Below are 13,775 nucleotides of genomic sequence, written 5' to 3'. Positions count from 1 at the left end.
GAATTAAATACGCGCCATGAAAAACGACTGCCATGATAAAGCCCGCCGGATAAGCGGAAGAGCTTTACGATGACCATTGTAAATCTTTACTTCACCTTCACAATGGCCGTGATGGCGCCGCCTTCCACTTTGAGGCCCTGCCTGGCCGTTGCAGTAGCAATGTCAATGGCATATACCCAGCTTCCTGCGTCCGTGTTTATTCCTACGAATATCGTTTTGCCGTCGGCGCTGACCGTGTTGTTGTTGTAAGATGCCGATCTGGAAGCAATACTTTCAGGCGTGCCTGTTACCCATGTAAAAGTCTGATTGTAAATATCGGAAATGGCCAGCCTCGTCGGACCGTACTGATCGGCAGGGTCTGTCAGCATGTAAAGCAACGATTTTCCTTTACCCAGATACGTTTGTCCGATCACTTTTTTACCGCCCGATTTTTCCTGCACATTGAAGTAATAGCTCTGGTCGAATTCCGTAGTGCCTTTTTTGATCCTTACAAAAGCCGACGGTTTGGTACCGGACTGCTTTCCGCTGCTGGTGGCAACAGCCGGTGAAAATGCATACGTATCGCCGTTTTCATCTACAAGCAGTCCGTTGTTGAAATAAGATCCGATGAAACTGGTTCGGTTGTCCTTAATTACTTTTTCAAGCTGCATTTCCGGGTAAGAGAAAACAGCAATCCAGCTGCTGTCCGGGTAAGCCGTTCCGAAGACATCCGGCGCGGCTCCTTTGATGCTCATGTAAGGCGCGAAAATTTTGTCACCGACTTGCGTAGCCCATGTAAAGTGAGCCCGTTCGCCGTTTCCGGCTAGCCTGACGATATTGATCTGCCCTTCGCCCACAATTTTGGACTGGTCCGCATTGATCCGGAACCACGATGCGCTTTCATTGCCGCTTCTCGGCACTTTAATTGTCAGGATGTCATCGCCCGCCGGAGCAAATACCTGTACCGTCTCGCTCTGGAAATCGGATGACTTGACCAGTTCACCAGTTTCGCTGAGCGTGTAGGTTGTGACCGCGCCGGGATTTCCCTGTCCGTACAGCAGACTGAAAAATTTACCTTTATGCGTTAAATAATAACGGTACGAACCGTCCTGCTCGATTCCTTTTCCAACGGTGCTGATGGTGCCCTGCGAAAGATCGCTCGTCGTCAGCAGATAATCCGCTATGCCTGAGGAACCGACGGGCGCTGAAGCGACTACATATCGGGAAGGAGCTGTTGCAACCGGATCTGTAATGATGGGAGGATCAATGGTTTTATCATCGCTGCATGCGCCTAAAAACAGGCCGGTTCCCAATACAAAAAACCATTGTAAATATGACTTTTTCATAATCTGTTAAACTGAGTTTTTGAACTTATTGAATTGATTGATAATTACTTGCTTATAAAATACCTGAGCTTGACGTAGAAGCCGCGGCTGGGTTTCTGAAGGCTGAAATTGTCGTAGAGTTTGCTGTCGAGCATATTTTTACACTCGAATGCCACATTGTATTTCCCGTTGGCCATGGCATATACGACATGGACGTCATGGCTCAGCTGGCGCGGAATATCCAGCTTGTCGCTTCCGAGGCTCGGCCAGTACAAATAGTAGGCATGCACGAAAAGCAGGTTGTAACCGAGTGTCAGCGTATTTCCTTCCCTGCCGAAATTTTTAAGAAAAAGGGCGGCGTCGGCGTTGCCGAACATAAAGGGCATATTGGGAATGCGGTCGCGGTACAGCGGGCTTTCGGTCGTGTAGCCGTCTTCAAACCTGGTGTTGTTCCGAAGGTCCTGATACGTAAGATTCACACCCGCCGTCAGCAATTGCCGGAAAGAGTAGCGCACTTCTCCGTCTACCCCGAAATTGGTAACGTCGGCCAGGTTGTCCATCACCTGCTTGGTCTGGTTTGCATTCAGCTTGGGCCGGATAAATCCTTGTGCATCCCGGTATAATAAATTGGCATCCACGCTGAACCGGTGAACTTTGCCGATGTTGCCCTGATAACTGAAACCCAGATTGTAATTGTTGCTCGTTTCCGGGTCCAGGTCAATATTGCCTTCCAGGTTCAGCAGATCGCCGAATAGCTCATCCGTTTCGGGCAAACGGTAACTTTTTTCAAAAGAGCCTTTTAACTGCAGGTTTTTATAAAGGAAGTAAGTAGAAGCAATGCCATAGCCCAGTTTGCTGAACTTGTTTTCCTGTTCCATGTAAGCGACATCGCCGTAATTCCCGCTCGGGTTATAGGTGACGGAATACTTGTTATGCTGGGTAAACTGCTTTACAAAAACGGACGTATTCCAGCGGTCGCTGTAATCGAACTTGTAACCCAGGCCGAGTACATTTTTGGCGTTGATGCGCGGCTGCTCGTATTTGTCTGCATCGGGGTAAAGTTCGTCCCTGCCCTTCCGGTTAAAAGTATTGTAAACATTGTTGATGGTCAAAGCATGTCTTGCATCCATCTGGTAAGTCAGATTGGCCGTAGCCAGACCGTTGTTGTTGCGGAATTTGTAAAGCGAGCGTTCCCGTTCGCTGCCTGTGCCTTCGTACTGTTTGAATTGCTGAAACCAGTTGTAGCGGCGGTAAACGGTATCAATATTCTGTTCCTGCCCAAGGTTGTAGTTAGCGGAAATGTTCAGGTTCAGGCCTTTAACGAGCAAATCCTTTTTCTGGTATTTCAGGCTTGGCATGACAATATTCCCTTTGCGGTGCCATTGGCCAAAGACGCTGACCATCCGTGCGCCGGTCTGGATTTCGGCCCGGTTCTGGCCAAGTGTGATCCCGATCAGAAGCCGGTCCGCAAACTTTTTGCCCACCAATCCGACATTCGCAATGAACGTTTCATTATGGTATGTATCATGAAATCTCCGTAAACGCTGGTTTTTGAAATACTCGCCCGTGTTAACGTCTGCAACATCCACATCAATCCAGTAATTGTTGTCCGAATAGTTCTGAAAAGCGTTGATCTGTGCGGTAAAACCGTTCTTTGCCGTGTAGCCCGCATTGATGGCAGTCCGGTGCGTGTTGAAAGAACCGTAGGAATAAGACGCATCCAGATAACTGTTTTGTCTGGTGTTCGTTACAATGTTCACGGCTCCGCCCAGCGCATCGGAACCCAGCCAGATCGGTACGACGCCTTTGTACACTTCTACCCTTTCGGCCAGATTGACGGGAATATTGTTGAGCTGAAAAGAGGATCCGAAATTATCCATCGGAATGCCGTCCAGAAAGAACTTCACCTGTCTTCCGGTAAAGCCGTTCAGGGAAAAATTCATATTGGAACCCACCCCGCCGCTTTCCCTCACCCTTACACCCGAAACGCGGTCCAGGGCGTGTGAAAGATCTAACGTTGAATTCTGAAGCTTTTTTGCATCGATGGCTGTGACATTGTAAGCCTGCCGGTTGATTTCCTTTGCATCCGAACGTCCGATCACGGAAACGGATTCAAGGTCCTGCGTTGCGGATTTGAGGATGAAGTGCACGCTGACATTTTCACCCGCTTTTACATTTACTTCTTTCGACTGTGTTTCATAACCCAGATACGAAACCAGCAGCGTATAGCGTTCCGGATGCAGTTTATCAAGAATAAAATGTCCTTTGGAATCCGAAAAAACACCTTGCGAAGTACCTGAAAGAGAGACGGAAGCGCCGGGAAGCAGTTCGCCGTCCGCTGTTCTGACAGTACCTTTTACAGCAGCATTCTGGGCGAATGATAATAATGTACAGGCACAGAGTATACCTGTAATGAAAATTTTTCTAATTTGCATTACTTTTAATTTTTGACGACTTTAAAAGTACCACACTCCAATGTGGTTGGCCGTACGGTTGGCGCCGTGCGGCCTTTTTGTTTTTATAACGGTTTTCCTAGAAAGACATACGACAAGGAGAACGAATAGCCATACGGCTTATTTAGACTAATTATAATATATCGCAAATGTAGACGGTAATTCTTAAAATCCAAACTTTACAGATCTTTAATGTAACAAAAACGGCCGTATACTCTGAAACCCGGCTGGCAGCACGTATCGTCGCGTTGATCCAGAAAATGTCTGAACATGCGGGCCAATCCGCTTCCAAACGACATCCTTTTACCCTTTCACAGAACCGGAATCCCGGCTTGTAATATTCCCCGAATGTATGCTACGGAAATACCTATTTAACGGTATGGTAAATTCATTACGCGCACAACTTATCCCAATATCGCGCACGTTCAATGAATCCAATAGTTAATATCTTCATTTACAGCAAAATATTAATTAATCCTAAAAACCAATCCATACTTATGAACGCTTCTTTACATGCCTTGTCGGGCAGCCCGCTGCGCTGCCCGGCTCATCGGCCTTCCTCTTTGGAACAAAAAGCCGGCAGATTTACAACGGCTGAAAAGCAGCTTGGAAAATGGTCTGTGCTGCTCCTGCTGTTCTTGTTTCCATTTTCACTGAGCGCTCAGGCACAGCCGGCACTTGAATGGAACAAAACACTTGGCGGCAACCTGAGAGAATATTTATACGCTGTAAAACAGACTGCGGACGGCGGGTATATTGCAGCCGGAGTTTCCAATTCGGCCGTTGGAGGCGACAAATCGCAGGCTGGTAATGGAAATAATGATTACTGGGTGATAAAAGTGGCTCCGGACGGTACCAGACAGTGGGACAAAATGTATGGAGGAAAGGGTACTGATGAGCTGAAAGAAGTTTTTCAGACTGCTGACGGCGGTTATTTGCTGGCCGGAAATTCCACATCCGATGCGGGAAATGACAAAAGCCAGAACGATAAAGCTGCGTCCGGAGGTATCCGTGGTGATTACTGGATTGTCAAAATTGATGCGGCTGGTGAAAGGGAATGGGACAAGACAATCGGCGGTACCAGGGAGGAAATCCTGACGGATGCCAAACAGACCCCTGACGGCGGTTACATCCTTATCGGCACGTCGAATTCTGCGGTAAGCGGTGACAAGACCAAGGCAGGCACGGAATCCTGGATTGTAAAGTTAAGGGCTGACGGCAGCATTCAGTGGGATAATCCCATTGAATATATTCATAAAAGCAACATTGACCCAACGCAGGATGGCGGATATATTGTAGGCGGCAATACCACTAACGTCCCGGCACAGGATTATACCGACAGTTACATTATTAAACTTTCCCCAAACGGAAGGATTGAATGGAGTACTGTATTTAACCTTCATCAAAGTGAGCTCATGGACGTTCACCAGACCCGTGAAGGGCAGTATATTGTAGCTGTAAAGACTGAGACGCCTGGTTCCGGCATTCCTTATCTGGTTATCAAACTGGGAAATACGGGTATAGAATTATGGCGCAAGGTTTTCACTACTTCCACTGCAAATGACGATTTCAAACTGGCTCTTATCAGGCAGGTGATCCAGACAGCGGATGGCGGCTTTCTGGCGGGAGGTTACTCGGACTCTCCCGCCGGCGCGGACAAAAGCGAAGATTCAAAAGGTGGTGACGATTACTGGCTGGTAAAAATGGATGCGGATGGCAACAAACAATGGGACAAAACCATTGGCGGGCCGGGCCAGGACTTTCTTCAAACCATGGAACTGACGCGTGACGGCGGCTATATACTGGGCGGCAACTCCGATTCCCCAACAGGACAAGACAAGACAGAAGCTTCCAGAGGCGAAGCCGATTTCTGGATTGTGAAGCTCGCTCCGGAATTCAATAACAAGCTGCTCAGTTTTTCCGCCAATAATCTCGGCTTCACGGTCACGGCCGACTCATCCGTTCCGGCACAGTCCGTTTTGCTGGTGGCAAGCAGCGGTACGCCTCAGGTCACCCTTTCCAAATCGGCCAGCAGTTCCTGGCTTACGCTTCCTTCGCCTGCACTGGGAACATTGTCTTTTAACGTCAATGCAGCTGGTCTGGCACCGGGTACGTACAATGCCACCGTAAATGCCATAGCGCCGGGATATGCGGGTGCAACGCTGAACGTACTTCTGACGGTTGTTCCGGGTAACCAGCTGACAACAGTCCGAATCAATGCGGGCGGGCCGGCTTTTACAACTTCGGACGGGCGCGTGTTCAGCGAAGACAGGTACTTTGGCGGCACCGACCGGATTTATTACATTCCTGACCGGGAAATCCTGTACACAACGGATGACGCACTTTACCGTACGGAGCGAAGCGCGCCTTCTTTCAGCTACAATATTCCGGTTGTCAACGGCGACTATGTTGTCGTGCTGCATTTTGCTGAAATATGGTTTGATTCACCAAAAGGCAATGCAGGCAAACGCTTGTTCAACGTGGATATGGAAGGAAGCCGCAAACTGGAAAACTATGATATTTATGCCCAAGCGGACGATGCACTTGCAGCCGTTGAGGAAGAATTTCAACTCAAGGTTACAGACGGCGTTTTAAATATCGATTTTTCAAAAGGTGCTGCCAATCTGCCCACAGTGGCCGCCATCGAGGTAATACCAAAATCTGATTTTACCCGGACCACACTTACATTGCCCGCTGTTGCAGACGCTTATGTGCATACCTATTTTCCCGATGAAAATTTCGGCACGGCGGATCAGCTGATCGTCAAATCGGGAGAGATCAACATCAGCCGACAGACTTACCTGAAATTTCCGCTGACGGGCATCAGTGAAGTAACATCGGCCAGACTCCGGATTTACGGCTCCAATGTGGAAAGTACCATGAAAGTCAATACATCCGCGTACAGCGTGGACAACGATGCGTGGACCGAAACGGCCATTACTTATAACAACGCCCCGGCCAGCAGTACATGGCCGCTGGCCCGCACGACCGTCAAAAATGTGCCGGGGTATCGTGTGCTGGACGTGACTGCCTTTGTGCAATCGCAGGCAGAAGGTGATAAGGTGGTCAGCATCATGCTTAAGAATCCGACATCCGTAAATAAAAAACTGATTTTTCACAGTAAGGAAAACCCTTCGGGTATGGCCCCGGAACTTGTCGTTACAACCCGCAAACCGGTTGACAACAGCTTCCGCATGAGCGCAGGACCCGGATTGAAAGAAGAACCTGACAATCAGAAAAGCAATGCATCCACCCTTTTTCCCAACCCGGTAAAAAAACAGTTTACACTGGGTCTTTCCAGCCGGCATGAAGGTGCTGTTTCCCTGCAATTAATTACCCGGTCAGGCAAATTGTATGATGTGAAGGCAACCGAACAGAGCACGGCTTCCGCCCGGAAGCAGGTCGATCTTTCCGGACTTTCGCTCGCCCGGGGAATGTACCTGCTGAAAATACGTTCCGGTACAGCCACAGAAGTGTTGAAAGTCCTTGTGGCCGAATAAAAATGATATAAAATCTTGTTCAGATCACGGCTTTTCAGGAACAGAAAAACTCCTTTTTCCCGCTTGCCGCCTCCGAAGAGTGTCAGACATGATCCGGGGGCATTTTTGTGAGACGGGGGTTGGTTTGTGCGGGTAACCGTATCCGGTTATGAAACAAATGTTTGCTGATATTTAACATTCTGGTAACTGCTTTTATGGTAAACAGGGCTAAATTGTCCGGAAAACCTTTCACCTCGCTCTCCAAAGAAAATGGTAACAAAACCGATTCGGAACCTCATTCTTTTACTCATACTTTTTATCTTTATAGACATCACCGGATCGTGGATACCCGTGTACTTGATAAACCCGGATCATGCATCGGTTCCTCTGACAATCAGTTCCGTATTTCTGACAATCGGATTTCGTCTGTTTTTTGCCTTGTGGTACTGGATAGCAATTTACTCCGTTTGGATGCTTGCCAACATCGGCATTTTTCTAATTTTCCCCCGGTCTGTAGTGAGGTCCGTTGCCGTAAGTTCCGTTATACCGCTTTTTGTCATTTGCACAGTTCCTGATGCCGTTCCTGTGGTTATTTGGTATTGCCTCCTGAGTATAGCTTTCGGTTTTGTGTTTCATAAATATGCGGATACTTCCGCCCGGGTAAACGGAATGTAATGTATAACTGTCTGTTGCCTTGTTTTTATAAAAATTCTTTCCTGTTTCTTTGAGAATCAATTATCCAGTTACTCGGGTGCAGGTATTTGCACAATGATATAATTCTTACTGATCTGTGCGATTAAAACCGGCTTCTTCCCGGTTGCCGGATTACCGGAGCAAGGAAACAGGAATAAAGAAAAATAACGCTACCCTGATAAAAAATCATAACATCCGAAGAAAACAGAAAAATCAGTATTGAATTGTTACTCGGTTTATCCGCGGCTTTCCTGAGCTTTGCAGTTCTGATCGTTGCTGTATTTCAAACCAAAATTGCAGGAGAGCAGCATGCTTCGGTATGGCCATATCTTTCGACTTCTTTTTCATACAATGTCAATACCTTCAGGATCCGGCCGGCCATCATCCGGAATGTAGAGATTCCGTTTATAACAGCACTTTCGATTTTCTCCGCAACGAAATAGGTTTTCCAAAAGGTCTTGGAAGAAGTGAAACGGAAAGCGGCTATGTGGTGCCTGCAAACAATGGTTTATCCTTGATTGAAGTCATTGACAACGATTCTTTGGCCCGACTTATGGAAAAGAAATTAACCAGCGATTCGTTCCGGCTTTGCGTGGTCTACTCCGACGTGTATGGAAACTGGGAACGGACAAGGCCAAACCTTTGTCCGAATGTCCGGAATGATGCCTGCTTTATCAAATAGCCAACCGAGTTGAAAGCCTGATATTTATCATTTGTTTGCCGGATTCACTCGGAAAAACACAAGGATGCCAAGGAAAAAACTGACTGGTCACAAAAATAGCAGATCACTTCAGTGAACCGCTTTTCCGGTTTAGCCTGTACAAATTACGTTTCAAGGTGCAACAGGTTTATCGCTACTGTTTTTCCCCTGAATTTTGAGGAGTCAAATTAAAAAACGATTTTAACCAACAGCCATGAAAACAATTACAAAAATGAACACGCTCGAAAAACCGGCACGCACCATCACCAATCCATTGATGAAAGATGAAGTTGTGTTTCTCGAAACCAGCCGGGAAAGTGGCGGCAGGTACACACTGGTAGAAGTAAGCCTGGCGGCCGGGGCCGGCAACCCGCTGCATTATCATGATGATTTTTCTGAAGAATTCACCTGTATTTCCGGAGAACTGAGCATCGAACTGAATGGAAAAATCATCCGTTTGTCAGCCGGTGAAACCGCAGTTGCACCGGCTCGCAGCAAACACCGGTTTTTCAACCAGAGCCAATCGGAATGCCGGTTTCAATGCCGCATTGCTCCCGGCTGCCCGGGATTTGAACAAACTTTGCAAATCACCTACGGACTGGCACGGGACGGAAAAACCAACAAACAAGGTGTTCCGCAAAGTCCGCTGATCCTGGGTTACATGTTCCTGATCAGCGGTACCCGGCTTACGGGAATGATGTCGGCCATCGAACCGCTGCTGAAATGGTTCGGGCGGCGTGCCATCGCCAAAGGCATTGCAGCGGACTTACAACGACGTTATATTACAATTCACTGAAAATAGGCTGTTCCTTGCCGCATCCATTCCGTATATTCGTTTTGTAAATCCTGCATGAGCATTATGAAACAATGGGCCAAGTTTGACCGGTACGACGTGCTGGTTTACCTGCTGAACTCCCCGGCGATCATTATCGTAAATTACATTCTTTTTGGAGGCATGTATTTTCAGAATACCGGCCTGTTTATCAAAGCTACCTTACTGGCCAACGTATGGGGAGCAATGGTGTTTCTGATGCTGACACTGTGGATGAAGTTCATGCGTTACCGATTTGGCAAACCCGATGATTTCGGTTCGCGGCTCATGTACTCGATGCTTATGTACGTGGCAGTCATGATGGCCATGATGCTGTTGCTGGTATATTGCTACGGTTTGCTGAAATTGCCTTACAAGCCGGAAAACGTGCTGTGGGTGCTCGTTATTGGCTTCGTGACCAACGTCATTTCGGCGGGTTGTCACGAAGCCATATTTACCTATTATCAGTTACGGGCAAGTACAAAGCGCGAGTTCGAGCTGAAAGAAATGCATATGCAGCGACAGATGGATGTGCTTAAACAGCAGATCAATCCACATTTTCTGTTCAACAGCCTCAATTCGCTCATGGCGCTGATCGGTGAGGACACCGAACTTGCCGAACGGTTTGTGGAAGAGCTCAGCTCGGTGTACCGATATGTGCTGCGCGCCAATGAGCAGAACCTGATTAATCTGTCTGACGAGCTGGAATTTATCCGTTCGTACTCCCATTTGCTGACAACCCGGCACGGCAAGGGCTTTAACCTGACGATTGAAGTAAATCCCGTATGGGCGCATTACCAGCTTCCGCCGTTAACCCTGCAGCTTTTGGTCGAGAATGCCGTCAAACACAATATTGTCATGAACGATATGCCGCTGAATGTGGAAATCCATACGGACGAACGGGCGAACCTGCACGTCAGCAACAATCTGCAGAAGAAAATCATACGCGTGACTTCCCATGGCGTCGGATTGTCCAATATATTGACAAGGTACCAGATGCTGGGCCAGCCTACGCCTGTGATCAGGCAGGAAGCGGATCGGTTTATCGTTGCCGTACCGCTGATCTCCGCCTGAAACAATCTTATTCCGAGCATTATTCTCCTTATTTACCGATGAATGTATTAATTGTAGAAGACGAACAACTGGCGGTTCTGAAGCTCACCAAACTGCTGGCAGAAGTAGCACCGGCATTGAAAGTGGCTGGTACCGCGGCAAGTGTCACCGGTACCGTTTCCTATCTTCAGAACAATCCCGCGCCTGACCTTATTTTTATGGATATCGAGCTGGCAGACGGACAAAGTTTCGAGATTTTCGAGCGGATCAGCGTTCCGGCACCGGTCATTTTCACGACTTCGTACGACGAATACGCGATCAAGGCGTTTAAAGTCAACAGTATTGATTACTTGCTCAAACCGGTTAAAAAACAGGATCTTGCCGCCAGCCTGCAAAAGCACGGGGAACTTTACGGTGACAAAAAAACAACAGCATCTTCATCCATCGCCATTGACTCACTGATTGAGCAGCTCCGTAAGCAAGTACAGCCCGCCGAATACCGGTTGCGGTTTCTGGTCCGGCATTTGTCGCAATGGCTGCCCGTGAATGTAAGTGAAATAGCATTTTTCTATTCAGAGGAAGGAATGACGCTTTTCCGCACGGCAAACAATCAGAAATTTCCGCTCGATTATGCGTTGGACGAACTGGAAAACATGCTGGACCCCAAACTGTTTTTCAGGGCAAACCGGCAGTTTCTGGTCAATGTCTCCGCAGTGCAGCAAATCCACTCTTACTTCAACAACAAACTTAAACTAACGCTCAGACCCGCATCCGACGATGAAGTGCTGGTCAGCAGGGAAAGAGCTACGGATTTCAAGAAGTGGATGGGCAAGTAAATAAATTTAAAGATCTCCGAATCAGTTCAGGCTGCGGAATTCAACAGGCGGTTTTCTGCTTGAAAAGTTTCCTTTGCAGATTGCACATGGTGGCAACGACATTCCAGCCTTTACTTAAAAATAACTGCGCAGTAGCCGCGCCGATTCCGCTGCTGGCACCTGTAATCAAAATGGTCTTTTTCATTTTTTCTGTTGTTAAATGATGCATCAAAGGTCCCTTTAAAAGCAGGCTGACGGGTAATACGAATGCAGGATGTTTGTATACTTTTTACGGTTTTGGCTAAATCAAACGCAGATTTGGATAAATCCAGCCGGTAAAAGCCTCCGATCTTTGCACAAACAGAATCAAAATCAATCATGCGTGTATTTGTTACAGGAGCCACAGGTTTCATCGGTACTGCCATTGTGCAGGAATTACTCAGTGCGGGCCATCAGGTATCGGGCCTGGCGCGTTCGGATGCATCTGCCCGAAAACTGATCGATGCGGGAGCAGCCGTTCACCGCGGTAATCTGGAAGATCTGGAAAGCCTTCGCAGTGGCGCAGCGTCAGCCGACGCCGTGATCCATGCGGGGTTCATTCACGACTTTACCCGGTTTCCGGAAGTTTGCCGGGTGGATCAAACAGCCATTGAAACCATCGGCAAAGTATTGACCGGATCCGACCGCCCGTTTGTAGTGACTTCGGGTACGGCGCTCGTCAGCCCAGGAAAACTGGCTACCGAAGATATTATTCCCGCATTCAACCCTGCTTGGCCCCGTGCTTCCGAACAGGCAGCGGATGCAGTTGCGGCAACGGGCGTCCGGACGTCAGTGATCCGCTTGTCACCATCGGTGCATGGCGACGGAGACCAATACGGATTTATACCCATACTGGTCAATATTGCGCGTGAAAAAGGCGTTTCGGCTTACGTTGGTGAAGGTTTGAACCATTGGAGCGCCGTACACCGGCTGGATGCAGCGCGCTTGTACAGACTGGCGCTGGAAAATACGGCATCAAATGATCTTGCATCGGACACTGCTATACAAAGTACCCGTTTTCACGGTTCTGCCGAAGAAGCCATTACGGTCAGAAAGATTGCGGAAGCCATTGGCAGACAACTTCATGTTCCAGCCGTTTCGCTAGCACCTGAAGCAGCTGCAGAACATTTTGGCTGGTTTGCGCACATGGCCGCGATCGACTGCCCGGCATCGAGCAGCCGGACGCAGGAACAGTTAAGCTGGCACCCGGCACATGCCACTTTGCTGGACGATATTGAAAACGGCATTTATACCCGGTAAGAAGCAGTGAAAGTCGCAGCGGATCAGCAGATCCGGTCAAAGGCGGCTTCGGCATATCATAAAAAATAACGAACTTTATAATTGCTATGAACGATCACCAGCTTCACCGTTTCCATACCATTACGGAGTATCACCGGGCTGCGGGCCTGGCCAAGCCGGCACACCCGCTGGTCAGCCTGGTGAATTTGGACGAACTGAACAGGCCTGTTGCAGAAGGCCCGTTCAGTCTGATCTATGATTTTTATTCGATCTCGATGAAAAGGGTCAACAATACCCGGTTCAGATATGGCCAGCAGAGCAGTGATTTTGATGAAGGCGTTCTGTTTTTTATGGCACCCGGACAGGTTTTTGGCGTGGAAACGGATAAGGGCAACGTCATGCACCAACCGGAAGGCTGGATGATCCTGATCCATCCGGATTTTCTATGGAATACACCGCTTGCCAAAACCATCAGGCAGTATGAGTTCTTCAGTTACTCGGTTTATGAAGCACTTTACCTGTCGGACAAGGAAGAGACGATGCTGACAACCCTTGTACAAACTATTGAGCAGGAATACCATGCCAATATGGACAGGTTCAGCCAGCGTGTGATCATTGCCCAGCTGGAACTGCTGCTGACCTACTCGGAACGGTTTTACCAGCGTCAGTTTATCACGCGCAAGATCGCCAGCCATGAAATCCTGACCAAACTGGAAGAGTTACTCACATATTATTCCAACAGCGGCGCACTGGCTCAAAAAGGATTGCCGAGTGTTACTTACATTGCCGAGAACCTGCACATATCGCCCGGTTACCTGAGCAGCCTGCTCAAATCCCTGACCGGACAGAATACCCAGCAGCATCTGCACAACAAACTGATTGAACTGGCCAAGGAAAAGCTCTCAACTACCAATCTGTCCGTCAGTGAAATTGCCTATGAACTGGGTTTTGAACACCTGCAATCTTTCAGTAAACTTTTCAAGACTAAAACCAGTGTCTCGCCGCTGGAATTTCGTCATTCTTTTAACTGAATAATGGAACCATTTCAACCTTGCCTTGAAAAGCAGGACCGTTGTTAAAGACCGGTAAGCATCAATACTCCCGGCTCCTCGACAGTACCATCCTCATCCGTACCTGTTTTGCAATCGGATGATCGGACCGGCCGCGGATAACTGCCCGTTTATATTTT

General features: G+C 48.2%; 9 protein-coding genes and 1 pseudogene. 7 read left to right on the top strand and 3 right to left on the bottom strand.

Going from position 1 to position 13,775, the window contains the following annotated elements; all coding sequences use genetic code 11:
• Nucleotides 1-86: 86 nt before the first annotated feature.
• Together FEM55_RS15655 and FEM55_RS15650 are read right to left on the bottom strand one after the other, a co-directional pair.
• Nucleotides 87-1,325, bottom strand: coding sequence for a DUF4374 domain-containing protein (locus FEM55_RS15655; protein WP_138282285.1), 1,239 nt, complete (start codon nucleotides 1,323-1,325; stop codon nucleotides 87-89).
• 44 nt (nucleotides 1,326-1,369) lie between these two features.
• Nucleotides 1,370-3,739, bottom strand: coding sequence for a TonB-dependent receptor (locus tag FEM55_RS15650; protein WP_138282284.1), 2,370 nt, complete (start codon nucleotides 3,737-3,739; stop codon nucleotides 1,370-1,372).
• Nucleotides 3,740-4,254: 515 nt separating this feature from the next.
• Between FEM55_RS15650 and FEM55_RS15645 the strand changes: the two genes are divergently transcribed.
• From FEM55_RS15645 to FEM55_RS15625, 5 genes are all read left to right on the top strand, one after another.
• Nucleotides 4,255-7,257 carry a CBM96 family carbohydrate-binding protein gene (locus tag FEM55_RS15645; protein ID WP_171036575.1) on the top strand — a complete coding sequence of 1,001 codons (3,003 nt, stop codon included), beginning with the start codon at nucleotides 4,255-4,257 and terminating at the stop codon, nucleotides 7,255-7,257.
• A 991-nt stretch (nucleotides 7,258-8,248) separates the two neighbouring features.
• Nucleotides 8,249-8,611: a hypothetical protein gene (locus FEM55_RS15640; RefSeq protein WP_138282282.1), complete on the top strand. Its 363-nt coding sequence runs from the start codon at nucleotides 8,249-8,251 to the stop codon at nucleotides 8,609-8,611.
• Nucleotides 8,612-8,843: 232 nt separating this feature from the next.
• Nucleotides 8,844-9,425: a cupin domain-containing protein gene (locus FEM55_RS15635; protein ID WP_138282281.1), complete on the top strand. Its 582-nt coding sequence runs from the start codon at nucleotides 8,844-8,846 to the stop codon at nucleotides 9,423-9,425.
• 54 nt (nucleotides 9,426-9,479) lie between these two features.
• On the top strand, nucleotides 9,480-10,514 hold the full coding sequence (locus FEM55_RS15630; protein WP_229209285.1) for a sensor histidine kinase: 1,035 nt from the start codon (nucleotides 9,480-9,482) through the stop codon (nucleotides 10,512-10,514).
• 38 nt (nucleotides 10,515-10,552) lie between these two features.
• On the top strand, nucleotides 10,553-11,329 hold the full coding sequence (locus FEM55_RS15625; protein WP_138282280.1) for a LytR/AlgR family response regulator transcription factor: 777 nt from the start codon (nucleotides 10,553-10,555) through the stop codon (nucleotides 11,327-11,329).
• Nucleotides 11,330-11,414: 85 nt separating this feature from the next.
• Here FEM55_RS15625 and FEM55_RS15620 read toward each other — a convergent pair.
• A pseudogene (locus FEM55_RS15620) lies at nucleotides 11,415-11,513 on the bottom strand (SDR family NAD(P)-dependent oxidoreductase); the annotation flags it as partial.
• A 173-nt stretch (nucleotides 11,514-11,686) separates the two neighbouring features.
• Here FEM55_RS15620 and FEM55_RS15615 point away from each other — a divergent pair.
• Together FEM55_RS15615 and FEM55_RS15610 are read left to right on the top strand one after the other, a co-directional pair.
• Nucleotides 11,687-12,607 carry an SDR family oxidoreductase gene (locus FEM55_RS15615; protein WP_138282279.1) on the top strand — a complete coding sequence of 307 codons (921 nt, stop codon included), beginning with the start codon at nucleotides 11,687-11,689 and terminating at the stop codon, nucleotides 12,605-12,607.
• 86 nt (nucleotides 12,608-12,693) lie between these two features.
• Nucleotides 12,694-13,617, top strand: coding sequence for a helix-turn-helix domain-containing protein (locus FEM55_RS15610; RefSeq protein WP_138282278.1), 924 nt, complete (start codon nucleotides 12,694-12,696; stop codon nucleotides 13,615-13,617).
• The last annotated feature ends 158 nt before the right edge of the window (nucleotides 13,618-13,775 follow it).

The organism is Dyadobacter sediminis, assembly GCF_005860765.1.
Classification (GTDB): domain Bacteria; phylum Bacteroidota; class Bacteroidia; order Cytophagales; family Spirosomataceae; genus Dyadobacter; species Dyadobacter sediminis.
The sequence above is the reverse complement of the archived record's forward strand: the minus strand, read 5'-3'. Positions and strand labels throughout refer to the sequence as shown.

Bases quoted from the DNA above. Each gene is read 5' to 3' on its own strand.
- FEM55_RS15615 (WP_138282279.1), top strand. From the start codon at position 11,687: ATGCGTGTATTTGTTACAGGAGCCACAGGTTTCATCGGTACTGCCATT.
- FEM55_RS15650 (WP_138282284.1), bottom strand. From the start codon at position 3,739: ATGCAAATTAGAAAAATTTTCATTACAGGTATACTCTGTGCCTGTACA.
- FEM55_RS15645 (WP_171036575.1), top strand. From the start codon at position 4,255: ATGAACGCTTCTTTACATGCCTTGTCGGGCAGCCCGCTGCGCTGCCCG.
- FEM55_RS15610 (WP_138282278.1), top strand. From the start codon at position 12,694: ATGAACGATCACCAGCTTCACCGTTTCCATACCATTACGGAGTATCAC.
- FEM55_RS15640 (WP_138282282.1), top strand. From the start codon at position 8,249: ATGGCCATATCTTTCGACTTCTTTTTCATACAATGTCAATACCTTCAG.
- FEM55_RS15655 (WP_138282285.1), bottom strand. From the start codon at position 1,325: ATGAAAAAGTCATATTTACAATGGTTTTTTGTATTGGGAACCGGCCTG.
- FEM55_RS15625 (WP_138282280.1), top strand. From the start codon at position 10,553: ATGAATGTATTAATTGTAGAAGACGAACAACTGGCGGTTCTGAAGCTC.
- FEM55_RS15635 (WP_138282281.1), top strand. From the start codon at position 8,844: ATGAAAACAATTACAAAAATGAACACGCTCGAAAAACCGGCACGCACC.
- FEM55_RS15630 (WP_229209285.1), top strand. From the start codon at position 9,480: ATGAGCATTATGAAACAATGGGCCAAGTTTGACCGGTACGACGTGCTG.